Genomic DNA, 10,325 nt, shown 5'->3' on the forward strand with positions numbered 1-10,325 from the left:
CGGCGCGGCGGCGGCTCCCGGTGCGGCTGCTGCCGCCCGTGGCGCCGGTATGGGCGCACCGATGGGCGGCGGCGCGGGCAAGGGCGGACAGGGTGGCGAGGACGCCGAACACCAGCGTCCCACCTACCTCGTGGAAGCCGACCCCGACGACGTCTTCGGCACCAGCCAGCGCACCGCACCACCGGTGATCGGCGCCTGACCCGACACACAGACAGCGGACACGCCCTCGCGGTGTGTCCGCTGTCTCGTGCCGACCACCGTTGGCCCACACCTCCGAAAGGCACGTTTTGACACACCGCCGGCGTGGCGGCCGGACGATCGCGCTGATCTCCGCCGTCGGCATCCTGATGTCCGGATGCTCGTTCTTCGCCACGAGCAAGAACGTCAACCCCTGCAACGTCCTGACCGAGGCCGAGCTCGCCTCGTTCGGCGACTACCGCGACCACACGAGAAGCAGAATCGGGAAGACCGCGACCAGGTGCCACTGGCTCAACCACACCACCGAGCCCAACCAGACCACGCTGAAGCCGCAGCTCAACATCACCGTCAACCACAAGGTGCGATACCGGCCCGCGGATCCCGACCAAGGTCAGCGCGCCGGTAGGACCGCCTCGGGACGGTCGTTCAAGGAACGTGAAGACGACCGCACCTGCACCGTGACGATGCCCGTCTTCAAGGAGCCGTCGAGGAAAAAACAGACCGGCACGATCGACATCGGCGTGTCGATGCCGGACCCCAGGGACAACTGCCCCACGGCCCGCAGGATGGCCGAGGCCGTCGCCCCGAAACTGCACTGACGACGGCGGGGGCGTGGCCGCCACGACCACGCCCCCGCCGACACGACACTCAGTAGCGGAAGAAACGTTCCTTGCGGCCCTGCCGCACCAGCCGGAGCCACTGGGCGAACGCCTTCGGGTCGCGCTTCACGCCCACGAAGTACAGGCCGAACCGCGCCAGCTCCAACGCGCCGATCTTGCGCATGCCCGGCTGCGACAGCAGGAACCCCCGGTTGCGGTAGGTGTAGTAGCGCTTGACGTCGTTCTCCGGATCCTGGGCGTGGAAGCGGCCGCCGAGCATCGGCTTGAACTCGTCGGAGCCGTTCGGGTGCAGGTACGCGGTGCGCAGCGACGTGCCGAACGGCAGGCCCGACCTTACGAGCCTGCGGTGCATCTCCACCTCGTCGCCGCGCACGAACAGCCGCAGGTCCGGAACACCCGTCACGTCGAGGGTCGACGCCCGGAACAGGGCGCCGTTCATCAACGACGCGATGCCGGGCAGGAAATCGGTGCCGAGCTCCGCCGCCGAGCGCTTCCACGTCAGACCGCGCCGCAGCGGGAACGCGAGCGTCTCGGGAGCGTCGATGCTCGTCACCACCGGAGACACCTCGGCGAGGTTGCGACGCTCCGCCTCCTCCAGCAGCACCTGGAGCACGTTCTCGTCGGCGGGCCTGCCGTCGTCGTCGGCGAGCCAGATCCAGTCCGCGCCCATCGCCAGCGCGTGCAGCATGCCCAGCGCGAAACCGCCCGCGCCGCCGAGGTTGTGGTGCGACGGCAGGTACGTCGAGGACAGGTCGCAGTCGTCCACGACGTCCTGCGCGGGCTGGTCCGGTCCATTGTCCACCACCACGAGGTGGTCGACGGGGCGGGTCTGGGCGGCGAGAACCTTCAGGGACTCCGCGAGCAGGTCACGGCGGTGCCGGGTGACCACGACGGCCACCACCGCACCTGCCGGCAAGCGCTTCGCCTCCACGTCACGCACCGCTCGTCGCCGAGGCCTGCTCGAGCCGGTCGAGCGTCTCCTGGCTGACGTTCTCGAAGGGGTCCTTGCCCTTGTACGCGGTGAGGACCTCGCGCAGCGAGCCCCGCATCTTCATCCGGCCCTCGTCCATCCAGATGGCCGAGGTGCACATCTCCAGCAGCAGGTCGTCCTGGTGGGAGGCGAACACGAGCAGACCCGAGCGCTTCACCAGGTCCACGAGGCGGTCGCGCGCCTTGTTGAGGAACGCCGCGTCCACCGCGCCGATGCCCTCGTCGAGCAGCAGAATCTCGGGGTCGATGGAGGTCACCACGCCGAGCGCGAGGCGCACGCGCATACCGGTGGAGTACGTGCGCAGCGGCATCGACAGGTAGTCGCCGAGTTCGGTGAAGTCGGCGATGTCGTCGATCCGCTTCTCCATCTCCTTGCGCGACATGCCCAGGTACAGGCCGCGGATCAGGATGTTCTCGTAGCCCGAGATCTCCTGGTCCATGCCGACGCCGAGGTCGAACACGGGCGCGACCCGGCCCCGCACCCTGGCGGCGCCGCGGGTGGGTTCGTAGATGCCGGACAGCAGTCGCAGCAGCGTGGACTTCCCCGCGCCGTTGTGGCCGACGAGCGCCACGCGGTCGCCGCTCTTGAGCGACAGGTTGATGTTCTGGAGGGCCTCGATGATCGGGACCCGGCTCTCGGTGCCGATCTTGCCGCCGACCTTGCCGAGGACCCGCTTCTTCAGTGACCGCGTCTTGGCGTCGAAGATCGGGAAGTCGACGTAGGCGTTCTCAACGTCAATGCTGATCATGTTTGTCACACCCAATACGAGACGCGGGCACGGTAGTTGCGCATGACCACCAGAGCCAGCGCCCAGCCGACGACGGTGATGCCACCGACGATGGCGTAGTGGTGCCAGCTCACGGAGTTGCCGATGAGCGGCGCCCGCACGATCTGGATGAAGTGGTACAGCGGGTTCAACTCGGCGACCCAGTCGCGCCAGTCGGCGGTGCTTCCGAACTTGTCCTTCAGGATGTCGGTCGTCCAGACGATCGGCGTCATGAAGAACAGCAGGTTGATCAGGCTCGACACGACCTGCGGGATGTCGCGGAAGCGGGTGGAGGCGATGCCGAACAGCAGCACCACCCAGCCGGCGTTGACGGCGAGCAGGGCGAAGCCCGGGATGGCGAGCAGCACGTCCCAGTTCAGGCCCGGGTGCGTCATGCCGTCCTCGGTCATCGTGTAGTCCGGCGTCGTGACGTCGCTCCAGAAGATGGCGATCACGATGAAGTAGATGACCATGTTGTGGACGAACATGATGCTCTGTCGCCACACGGTGCGCAGTGCGTACACCGACAACGGTGCGGGCAGGTGCTTGATCAGGCCCTCGTTGGAGATGAACGTGTCGGTGCCTTCGGTGAGGCAGCCGAGGATGAAGTTCCAGACGATGAAGCCTGTGGTGATGTAGGGCAGGAAGGTGCCGACGGAGGCGCCGAACAGCTGGGAGTACAGCAGGCCCAGACCGAGCGCCGTGACCCCCATGCTGATGGTGATCCACAGCGGTCCGAGTACGGACCGCCGATAGCGCTGCTTGATGTCCTGCCAGGCCAGGTGGCCCCAGAGTTCGGGCTGCTTGAAGCCGTTTCTGAGATCCGACAGAGCGCGGCCGAAGGTCCGGCTGTCCGAGGTGGGTGGTGCCGTCTTCATCGATGTCGTCTCTGTGGGGTCGACGGTGCTGGTGGCGTGCACGGCATATGAGGGTACTTGCGTCCGCGGACGCCGATCGCGCGGTCCGCCTGAACGCGCGGCGGCGCCGGGTTTTCGGGTGTTGTCGCAGGCAGTGCGCTTGCGTGTACGGAGTGAGATCCGCGTGAAGCCGATGAGGGTCGGCGCGAGCTCACGAGGAGGTCACCACGCTGGGTCGATCGCGGGTGTACGTGGGGCACACATGCGCGGGTCCTGATAACTTCCGCCGCATGACTTCTGGAGTCCTCACGTCCAGCCTGATGGTGGACTTGCTTCAGGTGTATGCGGACCGGCCGGATCCGCGGTCCGTGGCCGTCGTGGGGAACCAGCCGCTCGCGCCGGACTCCGCCCGCGCCGACGCCATCGATTCCTGCGACCTGGTGATCCGGGTCAACGGCTTCGTGTGCGACGAGCCGGGCGCACCGCCGACGGTGGGGGCGAAGACCCACGTCGTGGTCTTCAACCGCGCGTTGCGCGCCACGAAGTTCGTGTTCGCGAACTACCGCTCACGTCTGTACCTCATGGTGGAGCCGGGCCGGTTGCACTGGGAGCCGGAGAACATCCCGGGGTGGTGGCCCGCCGATCTCGGGTTCGTGCCGGTGTCGAACCGCGAGGTGACGTTGCCGCTGTCGGAGGCGATGGGCCTGGCCAGCCGCGAGGAGGCGGCCTGGGCGACGACGGGCACGATGGCGGCGTGGATCGCGCGCACGTCGTTCCCGGACGCCGAGCTCGTGCTGTCGGGGTTCTCGTTCGTGGACGACCCGCAGCAGACGTCGTGGGAGCACGCCGCGGGCGACTCGTGCATCGTCGGTCCGGAGCACCGCATCGCGCTCGAAGGGGCGCTCCTGCAGTCGTGGCTCGACGCGGGCTCGGCCCGGCTGCTCCGCTGACGAACGCCAGCCGTTGGGATTCCACCTCTCGCACCGAAGGAAAACAGCTGAACATGACCTCGACGAACCCGCTCGCCCTGCTTCGTGCCCGGCTTGGCGACAGACTCGCGCGCCTCGTGGACTTCCGGGTCGGGGAGCTCACCCGCGGCCGGTTGGACAGCCACGAGGAGCGGATCACCGAGCAGGAGCACTGCACGGTCGACCACCGGCGGCGGCTGGACGAGTTGGAGGCCGGGCTGGAGCGGGTGCGTGGTGACCTGTTGTGGACCACGGGTGAGGTGCAGCGGCTCGTGCCGCACGTGGCGGCGCAGGAGGCGCAGCTGGAGGACCTGCGGGAGCGCATCGCCCTGACCCCGCCCGGCGATGACAAGCAGGCGGCGGAGGCGCGCACGTTGATCGAGGAGATCCAGCGTCAGCACGCGCAGATCCGGGTGCGGCTCGCGGGCATCGCGCGCTACGAGGACCGGCTGCGGGCGCTGGAGGAGGAGCGGGCGGGGCAGCCGGCGCATGACTGACCGTCGCGCGAACCCGCTCCGGCTGCGCCCGGCGGAGGAGGGGGACGCCGAGCTGCTGCTGCGGTGGCGCAACGACCCGGTCGCGCGTCGCTGGTCGCGGAACACGGGGGAGCTCGCCCTCGCCGACCACCTGGTGTGGTTGCGCGGGGTGCTCGCCTCGGACGACCGCGTGTTGCTCATCGCCGACGAGATCGAGGAGAACGCCGACACCGGGCCCACGCCGGTCGGGATGGTGCGGTTCGACCTGCTCGACGCGGCCGAGTGGGAGGTCAGCATCGCGATCGCTCCCGAGCACCGGGGACGACGACTCGCTCGTCCTCTGCTCGCCGAGGGCGAGCGGGAGCTTCGTCGGCGCCGCTCACCCGGTACCGTGCTGGCGACCGTGCACCGCGACAACACGGCGTCGGTGGCGCTGTTCCGTGCGGCCGGGTACGTACCGGAAGCCGACACCGACACCGACGGCTTCCTGCGGTTGCGCAAGGCAGTCGTGTTGGGAGATGGGTGATGACCTCGATTCGCATCGGCCGCCACGAGATCGGGCCCGACCACGAGCCGTTCGTGATCGCGGAGGTGTCCGGCAACCACAACGGCAGCCTGGACCGGGCGCTGGCCATCGTGGACGCCGTCGCGGACGCCGGGGCGCAGGCCGTGAAGCTGCAGACCTACCGCCCCGACACGATCACGATCGACGTCGACACGCCCGCGTTCCGGCTCAGCGACGACCACGAGTTGTGGAGCGGCGAGAACCTGTACGCCCTGTACGAGCGTGCGCACACGCCGTGGGAGTGGCACGAGAAGCTGTTCGCGCGCGCCCGGGAGCGTGGTCTGGAGGTGTTCTCCAGCCCGTTCGACCCCACGGCGGTGGAGCTGCTGGAGTCGCTCGACGCGCCCGCGTACAAGATCGCGTCGTCGGAGATCGTGGACCTGCCGCTCATCGAGCTGTGCGCGCGGACGGGCAAGCCGCTGGTGATCTCCACCGGGATGGCGGACGTGGGGGAGATCGACGCCGCGGTGCGTGCGGCGCGTGGGGCGGGCAACGACCGGATCCTGCTGCTGGGCTGCACCGCGTCGTATCCGGCGCCGCCGAGTGACAGCAACCTGCGGTCGCTGCCCGTGCTGGCGCAGACCTTCGGCACGCCCGTGGGACTGTCGGACCACACGATGGGCATCGGCGCTCCCGTCGCGGCGGTCGCGCTGGGGGCGTGCGCGGTGGAGAAGCACGTGACCCTGGCGCGCGACGACGGCGGGGTCGACTCGGCGTTCTCCCTGGAGCCGCACGAGCTGGCCGCGCTCGTCACGGAGACCCGGCGGGCGTGGGAGGCGTTGGGCAGCGCGTCGATCGGTCCGAAGACCAGCGAGCAGGAGGGCCTGCGGCTGCGCCGTTCCCTCTACGTGGTGGAGGACGTGACGGCGGGCGAGCCGGTCACCGAGCGCAACGTGCGCTCGATCCGGCCCGCGGGGGGACTGCCGCCCGCGGAGATCACCACCGTGCTCGGCCGGACGTTCCGGGTCGACGCGGCGAAGGGCACGCCGCTGACCTGGGACCTGCTCTGAGCGGTCAGGCGCCGAAGAACGAGCGCACGGCGTCGATCACGCGGTCGGCGTCGGCGTCGGTGAGGCCGGCGAACAGCGGCAACGACAGCTCCTGCGCGTAGTACGCCTCCGCGTTGGGACACAGTCCACGCCGGTAGCCGAGGTCCTCGAACACCGGGTGCCAGTAGGCGGGGATGTAGTTGACCTGCACGCCGATGCCCTGCGCGCGCAGGTGGTCGAACAACTCCCTGCGGCGACCGTCGAGCACGCGCAGCGGGTAGAGGTGCCACATCGGGTCGGCCTCGGCCCGGCACACCGGGGTGAGCACGCCCGCCACGTCCTTGAGCCCCGCGTCGTACCGGGCGTGCAGTTCGGCCCGGCGCCGCTTGAACGCCGCCAGGCGCCGCAGCTGGCTGGAGCCGAGCGCACACAGCACGTCGGGCAGCCGGTAGTTCAGGCCGAACGCGTGCACTTCCTGGTGCCACGCGCCCTCGTCGGGGTACCGCTGGCGGTCGCGGTCGCGCACGAGGCCGTGGTTGCGGAACGCGCGGGCGCGCTCCACGAGCTCGGGCACGGGGCTCACCACCGCACCGCCCTCCGCGGTGGTGAGGTTCTTCGTGGCGAAGAACGAGAACGTGGTGAGGTCGGCCAGCGAGCCGACGGGCCTGCCCTTCCAGCTGCCGCCGATGGAGTGGGCCGCGTCCTGCAGCAGCAGCGCGCCCACCGAGTCGGCCACGTCGCGCAGCGCGTCGAGCTCGGCGGGATGTCCCGCGTAGTCGACGGCGGCGAGCACTTTCGTGCGTTCGGTGACGGCGGCGCGCGCGGCGGCGGGATCGAGGTTGCCGGTGTCGGGCTCGGTGTCGGCGAAGACGACCTTCGCGCCGTGCAGGGCCGCCGCGGCGGCCGTGGCGACGAAGGTCAGCGGGCTGGTCACCACCTCGTCTCCCGCCCCGACACCCGCGGCGGCGTAGGCGACGTGCAGCGCGGCGGTGCCCGAGGTGACGGCCACGGCGGGGGTGCCGCCGGTGTGCTCGGCGAGGTCGGCCTCGAACCGTGTCACGGCGGGCCCGGTGGTCAGCCAGTCGCCGCGCAACACCTCGGCGACGGCGGCGATGTCGTCGTCGGTCACCGACTGGCGGCCGTAGGGAAGGAAGTCACTCATGTTCGGCGATCAGTTTCTTGATGTCGTCCGTGGACAGCCAGAGGTCGTTGGTGTCGGACCGGTAGGAGAAGCCGTCGGGCACCGCTTCGCCGTCCTCCGGCGGCTCGTAACCCCAGCCCGCGATGTGGGGCTGCACGATGTAGCGGTCGTTCAGCCGGACCGTGCGCCGCGAGTCGTCGGGCGCGATCATCTCCTCGTGCAGCTTCTCGCCGGGGCGGATGCCGACCTCGTGCATCGGGCTGCCGGGCGCGATGGCCTGGGCCAGGTCCACGAGCCGCATGCTGGGGATGCGGGGGACGAAGAGCTCGCCGCCGCGCATGAGGTCGAAGGAGTCGACCACGAACTTCACCGCCTGCGGCAGCGTGATCCAGAAGCGGGTCATCTCCTTGTGCGTGATCGGCAGCGACTCGCCCCGCTCGGCCAGTGAACGGAAGAACGGGATCACGCTGCCGCGCGAGGCCATCACGTTGCCGTAGCGCACCACGGCGAACCGGGCGGGATGCGCGGCGGCGTAGTGGTTCGCGCTGATGAACATGCGGTCGGCGCACAGCTTCGTGGCGCCGTAGAGGTTGATGGGGCTCGACGCCTTGTCGGTGGACAGCGCCACGACCTTCTTCACGCCCGTGTCGATGGCCGCCTCGATGACGTTCTGCGACCCCATGACATTGGTCTGGACGAATTCGAACGGGTTGTACTCACCGGTGTCGACCTGCTTCAACGCGGCGGCGTGGACGACGTAGTCGACGCCGTGCATGGCACGCTCCAGCCTGCGACGGTCGCGGATGTCGCCGATGAACCACCGCAGGCGGGGGTCGTCGCCGAACTGCCGGCGCACCTCGTACTGCTTCAGTTCGTCGCGCGAGAGCACCACGAGCCGACGGGGGTTCAGTTCGGCGAGCGCGTAGTCGATGAACGCCTTGCCGAACGAGCCCGTTCCCCCGGTGAGCAAGATGCTGGACCCGTCGAGCTCGGCCATCCCTACCTCCGCGATGTTGCGATGTTGCCGACCGACATCATGTCACTCATGCCGTCATCGCCGACCGTGAACGTCGTCATCCAGGCACGGGCCTCGTCGACCAGATTGCCGGGCAAGGTGCTCCGCGAGCTGGGTGGGCTGTCGGTGCTGGGCTGGGTGATCCGCGCGGCCCGGGCGACGCGGGGTGTGGACGACGTGGTGGTCGCCACCTCCGACGGAGCCGACGACGACGCCGTGGCCGAGGAGGCGCGCCGCCACGGCGCCGAGGTCGTGCGCGGCCCGCTCGACGACGTGCTCGCGCGGTTCCTCCTCGCGTGCGAGGAGCATCCGGCCGACGCCGTGGTGCGGTTGACGGCCGACTGCCCTCTGCACGACCCGGCGCTGCTCGCGCAGGTCGTGGGGATGTGGCGGGCCGAGCCGGCCCTCGACTACGTGAGCACCACGCTGCAGCGCACGCTGCCGCGCGGGTTCGACGCCGAACTCGTGCGCGTGCCCGTCCTCGTCGAGCAGGCGGAACGGCCGGAGGGACCGCATCGGGAGCACGTCACCTACGGCGTGGCGAACGACGTCGAGACCTACGCCTGCGCCGGGGTGGTGGTGGCGCCCCGCGCCGACGACCTGCGCGTGACGCTGGACACCGAGGACGACTGGGCGCTGCTCGACGCGCTGGTGCACGCGTTGTCCCGGCGGCACGGAACCGGCCCGTTCGCGTGGCGGGACGTGGTGGCGCTGCTGCGGGAACGCGCGGACCTCGTGGCGTTGAACGCCCACGTCGAGCAGAAGGAGGTCGCGGCATGACGCACCTGCTGTTGCGGGCCGACGCCTCACCGACGATCGGCGTCGGGCACGTGTCGAGGATGGTGGCGTTCGCCGAGGAGGCGAGCGCCCGGGGCTGGCGCGTGACGTTCTCGGGCACGTTGACGGGCGCCGACTGGTTCGCCGAGCGACTCGACGGCCTGGGTGTCGTGGTCGTTCCCGCCACCGATCCGCGCGACGAGGGCGCTCTGCCCGCGCTGGCGCGTGCCGTCGAGGCCGACGTGGTGCTGGTGGACCACTACGGCATCGGCGAGCAGCGCGCGGCACTCCATGCCGACGGCGTGGTGCTGGTGTCGTTGGAGAGCCGCACGTTCGGACGCAGGCAGGCCGACGTCGTGGTGGAGTCGGAGCTGCACGATCTGCCCCGGCCCGACGACGGCTCCGCCGTGGTGCTGCGCGGCGCGCGGCACGCGCCGCTGCGGGAACAGGTTCGGCAGGCCAGGAGGCGGCGGGCGGAGTCCCACGAGGACGGTGACCCGCCCCGGATCGTGGTCGTGCTGGGCGGTGGAGCCGTGTGGCGGGAGGAGGTCACGCGGGTACTGCGGGTGCTGCGCGACACCGGGCTGCCGTTCGAGGCGGAGGTCGTGGCGCACGGTGAGCCGGAGGTGCCCGAGCCGGCGGACGGACAGTGTTTCTCGGTGTCCACACCGGACACGCGCTTGCCGGACCGGCTCGCCGAGGCCGATCTGGTCGTGAGCGCGGCGGGTGTCACGTTGCTGGAGGCGTGCTGCATCGGGGTGCCGACGGCGCTGGTGTTGCTCGTGGACAACCAGGAGGCGGGCTACCACGCGGCGGTCGAGCAGGAGCTCGCCGTGGGGCTCGGGTGGGCTCACGAGCTCGGCGCGTCCGGCGGCACGTCGGGTGGGTCGGAGGCGGCGACCGTGGTGGCGGAGCTGCTCGCCGATCCCGCGCGGCGCCGGCGGATGGCGTCGGCCGCCGCC

Annotated in this window: 12 protein-coding genes and 1 pseudogene; 8 read left to right on the forward strand and 5 right to left on the reverse strand. The window is 70.3% G+C overall.

Annotation, left to right across the window (positions count from 1 at the left end):
- Together SACAZDRAFT_RS23395 and SACAZDRAFT_RS14205 are read left to right on the forward strand one after the other, a co-directional pair.
- A pseudogene (locus SACAZDRAFT_RS23395) lies at positions 1-199 on the forward strand (hypothetical protein); the annotation flags it as partial.
- Between the two features lie 88 nt (positions 200-287).
- Positions 288-797 carry a DUF3558 domain-containing protein gene (locus SACAZDRAFT_RS14205; RefSeq protein ID WP_005442822.1) on the forward strand — a complete coding sequence of 170 codons (510 nt, stop codon included), beginning with the start codon at positions 288-290 and terminating at the stop codon, positions 795-797.
- 49 nt (positions 798-846) lie between these two features.
- On the opposite strand, the gene glfT1 is transcribed toward SACAZDRAFT_RS14205, so the two are convergent.
- Genes glfT1 through wzm form a run of 3 tightly spaced genes read right to left on the reverse strand, consistent with a single transcriptional unit; the run spans position 847 to position 3,453 of the window.
- Positions 847-1,758 carry a galactofuranosyltransferase GlfT1 gene (glfT1, locus tag SACAZDRAFT_RS14210; protein WP_082245310.1) on the reverse strand — a complete coding sequence of 304 codons (912 nt, stop codon included), beginning with the start codon at positions 1,756-1,758 and terminating at the stop codon, positions 847-849.
- Positions 1,751-2,557 carry a galactan export ABC transporter ATP-binding subunit Wzt/RfbE gene (gene wzt / locus SACAZDRAFT_RS14215; protein WP_005442826.1) on the reverse strand — a complete coding sequence of 269 codons (807 nt, stop codon included), beginning with the start codon at positions 2,555-2,557 and terminating at the stop codon, positions 1,751-1,753. The genes glfT1 and wzt overlap by 8 nt, the downstream gene beginning before the upstream one ends.
- Before the next feature lie 5 nt (positions 2,558-2,562).
- On the reverse strand, positions 2,563-3,453 hold the full coding sequence (gene wzm, locus SACAZDRAFT_RS14220) for a galactan export ABC transporter permease subunit Wzm/RfbD (RefSeq protein ID WP_005442828.1): 891 nt from the start codon (positions 3,451-3,453) through the stop codon (positions 2,563-2,565).
- A gap of 299 nt (positions 3,454-3,752) precedes the next feature.
- Between wzm and SACAZDRAFT_RS14225 the strand changes: the two genes are divergently transcribed.
- The 4 genes from SACAZDRAFT_RS14225 to pseI are packed head-to-tail and all read left to right on the forward strand — an operon-like array spanning position 3,753 to position 6,451.
- Positions 3,753-4,382, forward strand: coding sequence for a glycosyltransferase family 29 protein (locus tag SACAZDRAFT_RS14225; RefSeq protein ID WP_005442830.1), 630 nt, complete (start codon positions 3,753-3,755; stop codon positions 4,380-4,382).
- 53 nt (positions 4,383-4,435) lie between these two features.
- Positions 4,436-4,897, forward strand: a complete 462-nt coding sequence (locus SACAZDRAFT_RS14230) for a hypothetical protein (RefSeq protein ID WP_005442831.1) — start codon at positions 4,436-4,438, stop codon at positions 4,895-4,897.
- Positions 4,890-5,402: a GNAT family N-acetyltransferase gene (locus SACAZDRAFT_RS14235; RefSeq protein WP_005442832.1), complete on the forward strand. Its 513-nt coding sequence runs from the start codon at positions 4,890-4,892 to the stop codon at positions 5,400-5,402. The genes SACAZDRAFT_RS14230 and SACAZDRAFT_RS14235 overlap by 8 nt, the downstream gene beginning before the upstream one ends.
- On the forward strand, positions 5,402-6,451 hold the full coding sequence (pseI, locus tag SACAZDRAFT_RS14240) for a pseudaminic acid synthase (RefSeq protein ID WP_005442833.1): 1,050 nt from the start codon (positions 5,402-5,404) through the stop codon (positions 6,449-6,451). Before SACAZDRAFT_RS14235 ends, pseI begins: the two co-directional genes overlap by 1 nt.
- A 4-nt stretch (positions 6,452-6,455) precedes the next feature.
- On the opposite strand, the gene SACAZDRAFT_RS14245 is transcribed toward pseI, so the two are convergent.
- Positions 6,456-7,592: a DegT/DnrJ/EryC1/StrS family aminotransferase gene (locus SACAZDRAFT_RS14245; RefSeq protein WP_005442835.1), complete on the reverse strand. Its 1,137-nt coding sequence runs from the start codon at positions 7,590-7,592 to the stop codon at positions 6,456-6,458.
- Positions 7,585-8,568 (reverse strand): UDP-N-acetylglucosamine 4,6-dehydratase (inverting), encoded by a 984-nt coding sequence (gene pseB, locus SACAZDRAFT_RS14250; protein ID WP_005442836.1) that lies wholly within the window; start codon positions 8,566-8,568, stop codon positions 7,585-7,587. Before pseB ends, SACAZDRAFT_RS14245 begins: the two co-directional genes overlap by 8 nt.
- 39 nt (positions 8,569-8,607) lie before the next feature.
- Between pseB and SACAZDRAFT_RS14255 the strand changes: the two genes are divergently transcribed.
- Both SACAZDRAFT_RS14255 and SACAZDRAFT_RS14260 read left to right on the forward strand, forming a co-directional pair.
- The gene (locus SACAZDRAFT_RS14255; protein WP_176662537.1) at positions 8,608-9,366 is read left to right on the forward strand and encodes a cytidylyltransferase domain-containing protein; all 759 of its coding nucleotides are present in this window, start codon (positions 8,608-8,610) and stop codon (positions 9,364-9,366) included.
- Positions 9,363-10,325, forward strand: a 963-nt coding sequence (locus tag SACAZDRAFT_RS14260; RefSeq protein WP_005442839.1) for a hypothetical protein, incomplete at its 3' end; no start/stop codon positions are given. The genes SACAZDRAFT_RS14255 and SACAZDRAFT_RS14260, both read left to right, overlap by 4 nt.

Origin of the sequence: Saccharomonospora azurea NA-128, assembly GCF_000231055.2 — a bacterium.
GTDB lineage: Bacteria > Actinomycetota > Actinomycetes > Mycobacteriales > Pseudonocardiaceae > Saccharomonospora > Saccharomonospora azurea.

Excerpts from the sequence above, each read along its gene's own strand:
- wzt (WP_005442826.1), bottom strand. The coding sequence starts at position 2,557 with ATGATCAGCATTGACGTTGAGAACGCCTACGTCGACTTCCCGATCTTC.
- wzm (WP_005442828.1), bottom strand. The coding sequence starts at position 3,453 with ATGAAGACGGCACCACCCACCTCGGACAGCCGGACCTTCGGCCGCGCT.
- SACAZDRAFT_RS14225 (WP_005442830.1), top strand. The coding sequence starts at position 3,753 with ATGGTGGACTTGCTTCAGGTGTATGCGGACCGGCCGGATCCGCGGTCC.
- SACAZDRAFT_RS14230 (WP_005442831.1), top strand. The coding sequence starts at position 4,436 with ATGACCTCGACGAACCCGCTCGCCCTGCTTCGTGCCCGGCTTGGCGAC.
- SACAZDRAFT_RS14235 (WP_005442832.1), top strand. The coding sequence starts at position 4,890 with ATGACTGACCGTCGCGCGAACCCGCTCCGGCTGCGCCCGGCGGAGGAG.
- pseI (WP_005442833.1), top strand. The coding sequence starts at position 5,402 with ATGACCTCGATTCGCATCGGCCGCCACGAGATCGGGCCCGACCACGAG.
- SACAZDRAFT_RS14245 (WP_005442835.1), bottom strand. The coding sequence starts at position 7,592 with ATGAGTGACTTCCTTCCCTACGGCCGCCAGTCGGTGACCGACGACGAC.
- pseB (WP_005442836.1), bottom strand. The coding sequence starts at position 8,568 with ATGGCCGAGCTCGACGGGTCCAGCATCTTGCTCACCGGGGGAACGGGC.
- SACAZDRAFT_RS14255 (WP_176662537.1), top strand. The coding sequence starts at position 8,608 with ATGTCACTCATGCCGTCATCGCCGACCGTGAACGTCGTCATCCAGGCA.